The 12,987-nt window shown below is 67.6% G+C and carries 10 protein-coding genes; 1 reads left to right on the top strand and 9 read right to left on the bottom strand.

The genetic code is table 11. The features are described from left to right. Position 1 precedes the first annotated feature (1 nt). Positions 2-3,286: a HEAT repeat domain-containing protein gene (locus E0H92_RS19005; protein ID WP_131497117.1), complete on the top strand. Its 3,285-nt coding sequence runs from the start codon at positions 2-4 to the stop codon at positions 3,284-3,286. Between the two features lie 101 nt (positions 3,287-3,387). Here E0H92_RS19005 and ligD read toward each other — a convergent pair whose 3' ends face one another. The 9 genes from ligD to E0H92_RS19050 form a co-directional block, all read right to left on the bottom strand. Beyond that, positions 3,388-4,365 (bottom strand): non-homologous end-joining DNA ligase, encoded by a 978-nt coding sequence (gene ligD, locus E0H92_RS19010; RefSeq protein WP_131497118.1) that lies wholly within the window; start codon positions 4,363-4,365, stop codon positions 3,388-3,390. A gap of 151 nt (positions 4,366-4,516) precedes the next feature. After that, a complete protein-coding gene (locus E0H92_RS19015; RefSeq protein WP_131497119.1) occupies positions 4,517-5,593 on the bottom strand; it encodes a hypothetical protein in 1,077 nt (358 codons plus the stop codon). After that, positions 5,590-6,435 carry an acetylxylan esterase gene (locus tag E0H92_RS19020; RefSeq protein ID WP_131497120.1) on the bottom strand — a complete coding sequence of 282 codons (846 nt, stop codon included), beginning with the start codon at positions 6,433-6,435 and terminating at the stop codon, positions 5,590-5,592. The genes E0H92_RS19015 and E0H92_RS19020 overlap by 4 nt, the downstream gene beginning before the upstream one ends. Before the next feature lie 4 nt (positions 6,436-6,439). Further along, on the bottom strand, positions 6,440-7,366 hold the full coding sequence (locus E0H92_RS19025) for an acetylxylan esterase (protein WP_131497121.1): 927 nt from the start codon (positions 7,364-7,366) through the stop codon (positions 6,440-6,442). Then, the gene (locus E0H92_RS19030) at positions 7,363-8,469 is read right to left on the bottom strand and encodes an ABC transporter ATP-binding protein (RefSeq protein WP_131497122.1); all 1,107 of its coding nucleotides are present in this window, start codon (positions 8,467-8,469) and stop codon (positions 7,363-7,365) included. The genes E0H92_RS19025 and E0H92_RS19030 overlap by 4 nt, the downstream gene beginning before the upstream one ends. A gap of 5 nt (positions 8,470-8,474) precedes the next feature. Further along, a complete protein-coding gene (locus E0H92_RS19035) occupies positions 8,475-9,368 on the bottom strand; it encodes a carbohydrate ABC transporter permease (RefSeq protein ID WP_131497123.1) in 894 nt (297 codons plus the stop codon). After that, positions 9,365-10,279: a carbohydrate ABC transporter permease gene (locus tag E0H92_RS19040; protein ID WP_131497124.1), complete on the bottom strand. Its 915-nt coding sequence runs from the start codon at positions 10,277-10,279 to the stop codon at positions 9,365-9,367. Before E0H92_RS19040 ends, E0H92_RS19035 begins: the two co-directional genes overlap by 4 nt. Positions 10,280-10,281: 2 nt before the next feature. Further along, positions 10,282-11,607, bottom strand: coding sequence for an extracellular solute-binding protein (locus E0H92_RS19045; RefSeq protein WP_131497125.1), 1,326 nt, complete (start codon positions 11,605-11,607; stop codon positions 10,282-10,284). Beyond that, positions 11,574-12,905, bottom strand: a complete 1,332-nt coding sequence (locus E0H92_RS19050; protein ID WP_202873685.1) for a hypothetical protein — start codon at positions 12,903-12,905, stop codon at positions 11,574-11,576. Before E0H92_RS19050 ends, E0H92_RS19045 begins: the two co-directional genes overlap by 34 nt. Between the last annotated feature and the right edge of the window lie 82 nt (positions 12,906-12,987).

The following is a 12,987-nucleotide window of genomic DNA, read 5'->3' on the forward strand; positions in this document are numbered from 1 at the left end:
CATGCGTCTGCCCGAGCTGCTGCGATCGATCGACGGACTCTCGTACGGACAGCGCGTACGCCTGCTCGCCGACCAGGCGCCGCAGTTGGTGAGTCTCCTCGGCGAGCTGGGTCGAGGTACTGCCTTCGAGCGCGTTCTGGGACTCCAGATCGCCGAGATCACCCGCGAGACGTCGTACGTCGGCCGCATGCTTCGAGACCCGGATCCGTCCGTCCAGAACCGGGCGCTCGCGGCGGTCCGTCGTGGCGTGCCGATCGCGGACGACGACCTGCGGATCGTGTACGACGACGCGCCTGCTGCACTGCGCTCGAAGCTGGTGGCCCTCGTACGTCGACAGCGGCGCGAGCACCTCGCCGTACGGCTGATCGACGAGCACCGGGCGCGGTGGGGTGACGTGGCGGCGACCGGTCTGCTCGACGCCACCGATCACGCGACCGTGGCGCGGCTGCTGCCCGAGCTGGCGTACTGCGTGACGCCCGGCGGGTGGCGTCAGCTCGCCAAGCATCATCCGGACGAAGTACTGGCGTTTGCTCGTCAGACGCTCCCTGCGAATGACGAGTGGTGGCAGAGCGTCGGCCACGGCGTCACTGCTTCGCTAGAGCATGCTCCGGACGCTGTGCTCGAGCTGATCAAGCAGGCGGTGCCTGCGCACGAGCTCCCCGTCGCAGTGCTCGACATCATCGGTCCGCTCACTGATCGGGACCAGGCAGGCGTACTGGACCTGCTGCTCGCACCTGACCGGCGCAGCGCGGTGACGCGGGCGCTGACCCCGGCGTTCCGGCGTCGCCTGCACAGGTACTCCGATGACGAGCTCATCGCTCTCGGACGAGTCCTGTGGCCGCAGCTCGCCTCCTTCCTCGACACCCTGGAGCCGTCGCGGCGGGCGGTGGTTTTCGCGGCTGTGACGCAGTACGTCGATCTCGGGCAGGCACAGCTGAGTACGGAGCTCCTGCAGGTGCTGCCGCACGCGGTGCGCGTTGAGCAGGCACGTCGGATGCTCGCGTTACCTGCTGTTGAGGACGGGTGGTGGCGGCGTGCGATCACTGGTCATCTGCCCTTCGACGAGGCCTTCGCACTCCTCTCAGCGGAGGTGAGCGATCCAGACGCTGCAGTGCGCAGCTCGGTCTACCAGGGGGTCGTCCGGTCGGCTGGTTACGGCAGGCGGCCGGAGCAGGTCGTGCAGGCTGTCACGTGGGTGGCAGGGCGGATCCGGAACGACCAGGACACAGTGCGGGTCAACGCACTACAGGCTGTCGCGGAGCTGCCGCCGACGCTGCTGACCGATGCGCTGACCGAGTCACTGGACACGCTGCTCACCGACGCGCTGGCAGCGCGGGACACGTCGTGGGCGACACGGCACGCGTTGACGCAGCTGGCTGAGAACGCCGTCGTACAAGGCGTGTTGCGCCACCTGGGCGCCCTGCTCGACTGGGGTTTGCAGGCACACTCGCGGCTGTCGGAGAACCGCGGCCGGATCGACCTGGATCCGCTGATCGACAGGCTGCCGCGCGGACGCGAGGCCGACGTGTACGAGGCGCTCCGGCCCGCGATCGAGGCCGGAGCCAAGCGTGACGAGTTCTCGCTGGCGTTCACGGTCGCCGCAGCGCTGGGCCGTCGTCGGTGGTGGTCGGATCATCTCGCGGGTGTGCTCGAGCAGGCGGTCTGGTCCGACCAGGAGTACGTGTCCGAGCAGGCGTCCCGGTACTGGCTGGAACCGCCCCAGACCCGCTACGACCGCCTTCGTCAGATTGTCGACCGCGACGTCACCATGGCCCGCTGGCAGCCAGTGTGGTGGCTGGTCACCGAGCACTACACCGACCTGCTCGACCCTGTCCTCGTCGCGGCGGATCGGATTCGCCGGTTCGACCGCAGCAGCACGTCCTGGCAGGTGCCTGACTACGCGCTGCGGCGCTGGCTGCCGCGCCAGCAGGCCCGGTACGCCGAGCTGCTCGTCCAAGCTGCCCGTGACGACCGAATGCACACCTGGTACCGGTCGCTGGCCATCAGGACGCTTGGACGCGTACCAGTCGTGGGCAGGGCTGCGTTGGACGAGTTCCTCGGGAGTTCCGACGTACTGCTGCAGGAGGCCGCGCTGGCCGCCCTGGCGTGGACAGAGCGCCCTGACCTCGCCATGCCGTTGCTGCTCGCGCATGCGGGTGACGATCGGGCGCGGGTCGCTGTGTACGCGGCTAGCCGGGCAGCGCGGTTCGTACGGCCCAGTCTGCTGCCGGGGCTGTTGCAGCCGGTGCTGTCTGGTGAGCGCGTGAAGGTCACGTCGCGGAAGGAGGCGGTGCGGCTGCTTGGCGAGCTACGGGCTCCGGGAGCTAGCGCCGTACTGACGGAAGCGTGGTCAGGTGCGCATCGGGACGTGCGGGCTGCTATCGCGCGGACTGTGTCGCAGTACCTGCTGTACGACCCTGCTGCGTGGGCGGTGCTGGAGCAGGCAGTGCATGACTCTCCGGCTACTGCGACGGCGTTGACGGTGCGGCGCGCGTACGACGTACCTGTGGGGTACCGGACGCGGTACGCCGACCTGTTGATCGCTGTGACGACTCGTAGCGAGCCGGAGGTTGTGGGGCCGGCATTGCTCGCGCTGCGGGGGTGGGCGCGGTACAACCCGGCTGCTACTAGGGTCTGCGCGGACTTCATCACTCGGCTGTCGCTGCGGAGCCGGGTGTGGCGGGACGCGATCACTGCGCTCGTGTCGTTCGTCGCCACGGATGCGCCGGCTGGGCTGGACGATGTGATTGACGTTGCTCGGCTGCTGGTGCGGTCGGAGGCGAATCCTGAGCTGCCGAACGCGTTGCCGGATCGGGATCATCCGGCTCGGCAGCGGCTCACGTTTCTGGTGAGTCAGCTGTCCTCGCAGTTCAGCCGCCGGTCGGCTGAGGACCGCCGGCATCTGCGGGTGGTTGCCGACGAACTTGCCGGGTCCGACTTCCTGGACCTCCGGTTGCAGTTGCTGGTGCACTCGCAGTCGGCGGAAGACCTCCGAGACTTGGTCGGTGATGATCCGTTGGCCGCGTTGAAGGCCGCGGAGCTTGTCGCCGGCCGGCTGTCCGCAACCGAGTCGACCTGGACGCCCGCGGGCCTGCTGCCGGTCGCCGATTCACTCGCCCACTCCCCCGACCTCGCCTCCGGCCTACTGGCCCACGCCCTGGTGAGCGCCGCAGCCCCTCGCGCCGGCTGGCCCACCGAATGGCGCACCCTATTAATTGCCCTCCGCAACCACCCATCCCCGGCCACCCGCCGCCGCGCCCTCGACCTGACAACCACCACAGAGTAAGAAGAACCAACCCCCAGGCTCGGCTGACCCGCAGGCGGCGCCTAGGCCGGGTGAGCCACGGGCCGGCACTTGAGCGTCTGCCCCGGGTTCCCGGGCTGGCGTCAGTCGGACTGTTTCTGTTCTTCGGCTTCGCGGGCGCGTTTGCGGCGTTTGCCTTCGTGCATGGCTGCGACGCGGGCGACCGGGATGGCGCGGCCTTCCACGAGGACGTCCTCCGGGATCGCCTGCGGCGCGGGCAACTGCTCGGCCCACGGGTCGCGATGGCCGAGGAGCGCCGGTGCGGTACGGACCGTGAAATCTCGCGGCGTCACGCTCTCCAAGTCATCCCAGCCCACCGGAAACGACACCGTCGTACCAGGCCGAACCCGCGGACTGTACGCCGCAACCACCGTCGCACCACCCGAACGCGTGGAGTCGACAAACACCTTCCCGTGCCGATCCTCCTTGATGTACGCCGTGGTCGCGACCGACGGATCGATCTTCTCGGCGCGCGCCGCGATCGCCCGCGTGGCGGCCGCGGCGTCCTCGATCGACACCGTGTCGACAATCGGCACGATCACGTGCACGCCCTTCGCGCCGCTCGTCTTCACCGCGCCGGACAACCCGCAATCGGTCAACGCCTGCCGTACCAGCAACGCCGCCTTCACCGCCATCGCGAACGTCTCGCCCTCCGGCGGGTCGAGGTCGAGCACGAGATGCGTCACGCGATCCCAGCGGTCGGCGCGCATCAACGTCGGGTGGTACTCCACCGCGCGCTGGTTCGCGAACCACAGCAGCGTCCTGCGGTCGTCGCACAACGCGTACGACACCTCGCGTTTCGACGCCTCCGCCCAGACCTGCACGGTCTTCACCCAGTCCGGCGTGTACTTCGGCACGTTCTTCTGCATGAACTTCGGCTGCCCCGGCCGGATCCGCACGACCGACAACGGCCGCTCCCGCAACTCCGGCACGATCCGCTCGTGCACAGCGTCCAAGTAGTCGACCAGATCCCGCTTCCGCGCCTCAGCCCCGTCGAACAACGGCTGATCCAGATTGGTCAGGTCAACCCCGCCCCGCGTCTCATCCGGCTTACTCGCCATCCCCCGAGCTTAGCCCCGGCCGAACAGCAGCTCCCGTCACCGCTGGCGGGAGACCCGGTCGCGGCGTTCCTCCGGGCATCAGGTGGTTCGGCCTAGGCGCCCGAGTCGAGCTTCGAGGATGAGGTTGGGCTCGGTGGGGTGGGGTTTGGGGCTAGGGGGTCAGGAGGTTGAGGAGGGCTTCCAGGACCAGCTCGGGTTCGCCGGGTTGAAGGGTTTGGGGGTTTAGGGCGATGGCGTCGTCGGGGACGCCGAAGGTGCCGACGGCGATGCGCGGGTCGCCGTCCCACAGCGCCTTGATCACTTCGTCGCGGTCGCGGGTGAGGCGGAGTACGGCGCGGCTGTGGGGTTGGCCGGCCTCGCTCGGGTATCCGCGCTCGACCGTCACCACCCCCTGCAGGCCAACAATCCAATCGTCGACAATCCGTTCGTAGGTTGCCAACAGTTCGTCCTCGTCCTGCGCGAGCGTCCACTCGACCGCGGCGAGGAGACCCATCAGTTCCTCCTTCCCCACCTTCATCCCGCGCCCGAGTTCCTGCTTCGGCGAGGTGTGCGCCCGGATCCGATCCACGAGCCACCGCTTCCCCAACACCAACCCGCTCGCCTGCGGACCGCGCAATCCCTTCCCGCCACTCACGAGCACCGCATCCGCACCGATGTCCCGCGTGAACCGCCACAGCGACGCAACCGGCGGGATCTGTGCGGCCGCGTCGACAATCACCGGTACGCCGAACTCGCGCGCACCCCGCACCACCTCCTCCACCGGCAACGCACCCGCCGCGTAGTGCGCGCCCGCGAACCACAGCACGCACGCCGGCTTGCGCGCGAGCGCCGTACGCAACTCGTCATACGACGGGCCGATCTCGACGATCCGAGCGCCCGTGAGCCGGGCCGAGTAGTCGTAGCCGTTGCGCTGGCTCGCGAACATCACCACCTCGGCGTCGGCGGGGAACGCCTGCGACTCGGTGGTGATACAGGCCGCAACGGTCAGCGAGATCGCGGCCGCGGCGCCGGAGGTCACGTACGCGGCCTCGTTGTGAGTCAGCTCCGCGAGCCGCTCCCCCACCCGTTCGTTCAGCTCGGGCAGGTCGACGAACTGTGCCGCGGCGTCGTTCATCGCCTGCAGGACCGGTGCCGGCATCAACGATCCCCCGAGCACCGTGACCGTGGCGTTGGCGTTGATGACCGGTCGCACGCCGAGTGGTGCGGTCGGGCGACGTGGTGCGGTCATGCGACGAACTTCGACATCGCAGGTACGCCGGACCGATCCGCCAGCCACGCGTCGAGGAAGTCGTTGTCGGTCCCGTCGAGGTGGGTGACCTGGTAGACCTCCGGATCCGGCAACGCCGATAGCAGTGACCCGCACCAGTCCGGATCGTCGACAGCGAGCAACGTCCGACCGGTGACCGCGGGAGCGTGCCGCGACGGATCGAAGTACGACAGGGTTGTCGACAATGCACTCGTCGACGATCCGCCGCGCAGATGGTCGTTCAGCTCCTCCAGCGGATACAGGCACGACTTCAGCCGCGCTTCCATCGCGCGGTAGAACAGCAGATCCGTCACTCGGACCGTGCTGAACCCGGGGCGTCGCGCCGCGGTCAGCACCGCGAGATCGTCACCGGTGACCGCTGCTCGCGCCGGATCCACCTCGGTCAGCCCGAGCAAGAACTCCGCCGCTCGTAGACAATCTGCCGCGATACCCCGGTAGATGTACGTCTGCGGATCGTCGATGTGCATTGTCAACAATCCTGGGTACGCCGCGGCGAATCCCTCGTCGGCGAGCCGCTGGCCGCGGTGCATCAGGCTGAGGACGACGTACCGGCTCCGGTCGTTCGGGTGCGGGATGTTGTTGACACTTCCGTACCGGGGCGTGACGAGCAGTCCGGGAAACGGGCCGTCGCCCTTCGGGATACTGAGATTCCCGTACACGCGGTACGGCCCGGTGCTGGTGAGCCGCACCGAGTAGAACGTCGCCTCGTCGGTCGTCCGCGCAGGGACCACGTCCAGCACCGGGCGGCCGGGGATCGCCGCGAGTTCTTCGTCGACCGCGGCCCAGTAGGCATCGAAGGTCATCAGGTCACCGTCCCGGGGTGAGGTGCTCGGCAAGGAAGTCCTCCACGACACGCATGACGTCTGGCAGGCCGGCGTGGTGCGCGCAGTGCGGATAGGTGTGCAGCGTCGTCTCGCACGTCAGCGTGCGGTGCAACGCGAACCCGGTCTCGGGCGGGCAGACGTCGTCCTCGAGCCCCAGGTAGATCAGGGTCGGCGCCTGTACCTTCGGCGCGAAGTTCAGACCGTCGTAGTACGCGACCGTCTCCCGCACCCGGTCGACGTCCTTCGGATGGATCCGCAGGTACTCGTTGATCTCCTCGTACGGGTACGACCGGGTCAGCGTCGGCGCGGTCATGATCCCGCACAGGTACGGCGCTCCCGCCGCAACGCACCGGATCGCGTCAGGGAGCAACGCGGCCGTGGAGATCCCGAGCCCACCGCCCTGGCTGGACCCCTGCAATCCGATCCGCAGATTGTCGACATCTGGACGATCGAGCAGTACTTCGACCGCGCGCACCACGTCAAGGTAGAAGCCGCGGTACCCGTACGTGTTGGGGTCGACGATGTTATGCGTCAGCAGACCCGGGTATCCGGGGTTGAACACGTCGTTCGAGCGGAGCTTCCCGCGTGGCGCGATCGCGAGTGCGGCGTACCCGAGTTCCGCCCACTCCTTCGGGACGGTCGGCTCGGAGATGTAGCCGGGGATCGTCACCAGGCCTGGGTACGGCGCGGTGCCCGCGCGCGGGACGGCGTACCAGGCGGCGATCCGTAGACCGCCGTAGCTGGTGAAGCGTAGATCGTAGACAATCACCTTGTCTGTGGAGAGCGTCGGCATCTCGGTCAGGACCGGGTCGAGCGGGTACGAGGCGCAGTCCGCCAGGCCGGCGGCCCAGAAGTCGTCGAAGTCGGCAGGGAGTTCGACCTCGACGGTGGCGTTCTCGGGGTCTCTCAAGAGCGTTCCTCTCGTTCGGGCGCGTGGAGTGCGGTGCCGTCGGCGGCGGCGAACAGGTGCAGGCGGTTCGGGTTGAAGCCGACGTACACCGTGCTGTCGTGACCGAGGCGGAAGGGGGTCGGGACTCGGGCTTTGATCAGTTCGCCTTCGATGCGGACGGTGACCAGGACGTCGGGGCCTAGCGGTTCGGCTACGAAGACCTTTCCGGGGTGGTGGCCGGCGACCGGGGCGGCGGAGAGCGTGACGTCCTCGGGACGGATTCCCAGGACGACCCGTCGGTCGTTCTGCACCGCACCGAACGAGCTGCCGGTGAGCGGGACGGTGAGGGCGGGGCTGCGGAAGGTTCGGGTGCCGTCGGCGTCGGCGAGCTCGCCGGTGACGAAGTTCATCGGGGGTGAGCCCATGAACGAGGCCACGAAGCGGTTCGCCGGACGCTCGTAGATCTCCTCCGGTGTCGCGCACTGCTGGACGACGCCGTCGCGCATCACCGCGATTCGGTCCGACATCGTCATCGCCTCGACCTGGTCGTGCGTGACGTAGATGAACGTCCGCGCGACGTCGACGTGCAGCCGCTTGATCTCCGCGCGCATCAGCACCCGGAGCTGGGCGTCGAGGTTCGACAGCGGCTCGTCGAGCAGATACGCGCCGGCGTCGCGGACGATCGCCCGGCCGAGCGCTACTCGTTGCCGCTGGCCGCCGGACAGCTCCCGCGGTTTGCGGTCCAGCAGGTCCTCGATGTCCAGCGTCCGGGCCGCCTGCAGTACCTGCTCCGAGATCGTTGCCTTCGGCACCCGCATCATCTTGAGCGCGAACCCGATGTTCTGCCGCACGGTCTTGTGCGGGTAGAGCGCGTAGCTCTGGAACACCATCGACACGTCCCGCTTGTTCGCCGGCAGCCAGCTGACCGGTTTGCCGTCGAAGAAGATGTGCCCCTCGGTGGCCCGCTCCAGCCCGCAGATCATTCGTAGGGTTGTCGACTTTCCACAACCGGACGGTCCGACGAGCGTGAGGAACTCCTGGTCCTCGACCGTGAGATTCAGATTGTCGACAGCCACCTTGCCGCCGAACGACTTGGTGACGCCTTCCAACCGCACTTCAGCCATCTGTCTCAGCCCTTCACGGATCCGGCGGCCATGCCCTGCACCAGCTTGCGCTGGAACAGCAGGGCCAGCACGAGAGGTGGAACGACCGCGAGCACACCGGCCGCGGCCATCACGGTGAACTGGGTGTTGAAGTCGGTGGCGAAGTTCGCCGCCACCACCGGGATCGTCTTCGCCGCCTTCGTACTGGTCAGGAAGAGCGCGAACATGAACTCGTTCCACGCGGTCATGAACGCGAACACCGCGGCCGCGACCAGCCCCGGCGCCGCGACCGGCAGGAACACCGTCCACATCGTCCGGAACCATCCGCACCGGTCGACGCGCGCCGCCTCCTCCAGTTCCCGCGGCACCGACCGGAAGAAGTCCTTCAGGATCCAGATCGTGATCGGCAACGCGAACGTCGTGTACGACAGGATCAGCGCGAGATACGTGTCCAGCAGCCCGAACGACCGCATCAGCAGGTAAAACGGGATGATGATCGCGATCCCCGGCACCATCCGGGTCAGCAGGTACAGCACGAGCAGCACCTGACTCCCCCGGAACTTCAGCCGCGAGAACGAGTACGCCGCGAACGTCGCCAGCGCGAGGTTCAGTACGGCGGTCGCGGTCGCCACGACCAGGCTGTTCCGCAACGAGTACGGCGTCTCCGACACGGCCCGTCCGCCGACGAGCTCCTGCGCCGCGTTCGGCCGCACGAACCCGAGATAGTTCTCCAGCGTCGGATGCGTCGGCACCCAGTGTGGCGGCACCGAGATCGCGTCCACCTCGTGCATGAAACTCATCGCGACGATCCAGTAGAACGGCAGCACCAGATACAACGCGAACCCGACCGCCAGCACATAGAGCACGATCTTCTTCCACGGAATCCGGTACCGGAGCGGGACATTCACGACGGTGCTCATACTTCAAAATTCCCCTTTCGGTACAGGAGTCCGATGTAGCCGACGGAGATCAGGAGGGTGATGGCGGTGATCACCCAGGCGTAGGCACTGCCGAGGCCGAAGTCGGTGAAGGTGAGGACGGTTTGGACGTCCAGGAGGGCGATCGTCGTGGTCGCGTCACCGGGGCCGCCGCCGGTGAGGACGTAGATGGTGTCGAACGCGCGGAACGCGTTCATCGTCTCAAGGATGAGGACGATGAGGAGCGGGTGCAGGAGCCAGGGCACGGTCACCTCGGTGAACCGTCGCCACGCGCCGGCGCGGTCCACCGTCGCGGCGTCGTACAGCTCCGAGGGGATTGTCGACAATCCGGCGAGCAGAATGATGACCGAGAACGGGAGCGTGTTCCAGACCTGGGCGAGCGCCGTGAACAGGAACGCCCCCGTGCCGGATGTCAGCCACGCGTGGTAGCTGTCGATCAGCCCGAGTTGCTGCAGCAGACCGTTCAGCGCACCGGTCTTCGCGTCGAAGATCGTCCGCCACATCAGGCCGTTCACCACCCCGGGCATTGCCCAGGGCAACAAAGCGAGGCTGAGCAGCAGACCGCGGCCGCGGAACCGCTCGTTCAGCACCAGCGCCAGGATCAGCGCGAGGACGACGGTCAGCCCGAGCACGACCACCACGAACAACGCCGACACCTTCAAAGCGTTCAGGAACGCGTGGTCGCTGAGCAGTGAGGTGTAGTTGTCGAACCCGATGAATCGCTTGGCCCGCGGGCGTTTCAGGTTGTTCTTCTGCAGGCTGACGTAGAACGAGTACCCGATCGGATAGGCGACCAGCAGGGCGATCACCACGATGGCCGGGGCGTTCAGCGCCCAGGCCTTGGCGTTGTCGCCCAGCGGTCGCCGTTCGGCGAAGCCAGTCAGGGCCGCCATCGTCAGGAGTACTTCTTCTTGAGCGTCTCGGCCGACTGCGCGAGCGACGCGACCGCGGCCGACGGCTGGGTCTGGTTGCTCAGCACGCCCTGCACGACCTTGTGCATCTCGGTCTCGAACTCGGTGTACCAGGGCACCCCGAGCACGTTGCGCGGCTTGGCGATCTCGGCCAGGTGCGTGTAGACCTTCGGATCGGCGAACTTCTTCAGCGCCGCGGTGATCGTCGGATCGTTGACCATCGCTTTGTAGGCAAAGCCCAGCCCACGCTGCAGGAACCAGAACTTCGCCGTATACGGCTGCTTGTCAGAGTCGTACCCGCCGAGGTACGTGAGCAGCTTGAACGCGTTGTCCTTGACCTCGGTGTCCTTCGCGAGGCCGTACATCCGGGTATTGCTGACGGTCCCGTGCTCCTTCCCGTCCAGGCTCGGCACCAGCCCCATCCGGATCTTGCCCGCGGCCTTGGACTTGGCCGGGTCGTTGTAGTCACGGCTCGCGTAGCGGGCGCCGATCGTGTACGCGTACCGGTTCGCCTTCATCGCATTGTCGACCGGCACCGGCAGCAGTTGCAGCGACGCCGGGTCGATCACCTTCGACTTGGTCGCGGCCTGCTGCAGCCACGCGAACACGTCCTTCGTCACCGTGTCCGAGGTGTTCATGATCGGGTTCTGCTGGTCGTCGAACATGTTCCCGCCGCTGCCGAACAGCAGCGCCCACACCCAGGACCACCAGGTGTCGGACAACTGCGCGGGCAGACCGATCGGGTACTCCAGCAGGCCGGCGTTCTTGATCTTCAGGGCCTGCGCCTCGAGCTCCTCGAGACTGGCCGGCGGCTTCGAGATCCCTGCCTGGGCGAGGATTCCGGCGTTGTACGTCAGGCACGTCGCGTCGGTGTAGTACGGGAGGCCGTACCGCTTCCCGCCGTACGTCATCGCCTGGGCGTTCCCGGGATAGATCGCGTCGTAGACCTCGTCGACGCCGGCCATCCCGTCGAGCGGTTGCAGGTAGTCGCCCTCGACCCAGGCCGCGAGCGAATCGTCGTACACGTAGAGCGCGTCGGGACCGCCGCCGCCGGTGAACTCGGCGACGACCTTCTGGACGTACTGCGCACTCGTGATCGGGGTGTAGTTGACCTTGACGTTGCTGGTCTTGGTGAAGCGGTCGAGGTTCTGCTGGACCAGTGCTGCCTCGTAGTCCCAGCCCTCGAACTTCACACTGCCATCGCCGGAACCACCTCCCGAGGAGGAGTCGTTCGAGCAGGCGGACAGCAGGGCAGGGCCGGCCAGTCCGAGACCGGTCAGCTTGAGGATGTGGCGGCGGGTGAGCTCCATGGTTGTGCCTCCAACGCTTGGGCGATGCGCAGTCGGTACAGACGCGTCGGGCGTCCTTTGGGGTGGTGCTGGGCGGTGCCCTCGACGCTCACCAGGCCGCCTGCGTCGAGAGTCCGGATCAGGCGGCGTCCGCTCTGGTCCGTGATGCCGAGATGACCGGCAAGCTCTCCAGGCGAGAGCGTGCGGCCTTGCAGTTCGTGGTCCAGCGCGGCCAGCCGGGAGACGGTGGTCGCGCTCAGACCGACGTACTTCGCGAGATGTTCGACCTCGTCGCCGTGCTCGCGGTACGAGAACCGCAGCGCCTCGCCGGCCGGTCCCATCGGGCCGATCACGACACCGCTGTCCTCGAACAGGTACGCGCACGGTTCGTCGGCGAGCTCGGCGCGCGCGGCCGCCTGCTCGGCGAGCAGTACGCAGTTGCGGGCCGAGACACCGACACCGAAACCGGCCGAGATCTGGGCACCGAGCGCCGCGGCGGCCTCGGCCAGTGCGGGTACGGCGACCCAGTTGCGGGTGATGCGCTCGAACAACGCCTTGTGGGCGAAGACGACGACACCGCGGCGCCCGCGGTTCTCGATCCAGGCGCCGGCGAACTCGGGGGTGTTGTGCAGGTGGTTCATCAGCGCGATCCGGGCGCGTTCCTCGTCCGGCGCGTCCGAGATCAGGAAGACGCCCGCGGCGAAGCGTTGCGCACTGGCCCGCTCGGACTCGATCCGCAGCGCGAGCTCGTGCAGCTCGGTACGGATCGTGGCCGGTACCGGCATACCGCTCATGATCTGGATCCGGCCGGCCAGCTGTTCGCGGACGGCGGCGCGCACGCTGATCACGTAACTGCGCTCACCGAACCTCTCGTACGCGGCCTGGTGGAACGCCACGATCTCGTCGACGCTCTGGGTCGGTGCGTAGGGCAAGCAGTCGATCTGGTCCTGATCGAGGTCCAGCGCGGTGGCCACCGCTTCGACCGCCTCGGCCGGGAATGTGTCGATGCTGACCGGCGTACGACCCCAGCCGCGTTCCTGCGCACGGTAGAGCGCGAGCGTCAGGTCGAGCGCCGACGAGCGGATCACGCCGACCGGCAGCCCGGGCGGGAGGAGTTCCTGGCTCGCGGTGTACGGCACCGGGCCGGCCAGGAAGCCGTCGAGTCGCGTCGTACTCAGGAACTCGGCGACCTTGTCGCGGATCTCGTCCTCGTGGTCGTAACTGACCCACTCGAGATCCACCCCGCCCAGCGTCCGCGCGGCGTCGTGGAACAGCTCGTGGTGGGTCACATGGGTGACGACCCCGATCACGATGTCCACGGCACTCCTTACGAACGGCGGGTTTCATTTACGCACTACGTTCGGAAGTGATTCGTAAATCCAATGCCGACCAAGGTCCCCC

Source organism: Kribbella speibonae (assembly GCF_004331375.1).
GTDB classification, from domain to species: Bacteria; Actinomycetota; Actinomycetes; order Propionibacteriales; family Kribbellaceae; genus Kribbella; species Kribbella sindirgiensis.

Bases quoted from the DNA above. Each gene is read 5' to 3' on its own strand.
- E0H92_RS19030 (WP_131497122.1), bottom strand. From the start codon at position 8,469: ATGGCTGAAGTGCGGTTGGAAGGCGTCACCAAGTCGTTCGGCGGCAAG.
- E0H92_RS19020 (WP_131497120.1), bottom strand. From the start codon at position 6,435: ATGACCTTCGATGCCTACTGGGCCGCGGTCGACGAAGAACTCGCGGCG.
- E0H92_RS19015 (WP_131497119.1), bottom strand. From the start codon at position 5,593: ATGACCGCACCACGTCGCCCGACCGCACCACTCGGCGTGCGACCGGTC.
- E0H92_RS19045 (WP_131497125.1), bottom strand. From the start codon at position 11,607: ATGGAGCTCACCCGCCGCCACATCCTCAAGCTGACCGGTCTCGGACTG.
- E0H92_RS19040 (WP_131497124.1), bottom strand. From the start codon at position 10,279: ATGGCGGCCCTGACTGGCTTCGCCGAACGGCGACCGCTGGGCGACAAC.
- ligD (WP_131497118.1), bottom strand. From the start codon at position 4,365: ATGGCGAGTAAGCCGGATGAGACGCGGGGCGGGGTTGACCTGACCAAT.
- E0H92_RS19035 (WP_131497123.1), bottom strand. From the start codon at position 9,368: ATGAGCACCGTCGTGAATGTCCCGCTCCGGTACCGGATTCCGTGGAAG.
- E0H92_RS19005 (WP_131497117.1), top strand. From the start codon at position 2: ATGCGTCTGCCCGAGCTGCTGCGATCGATCGACGGACTCTCGTACGGA.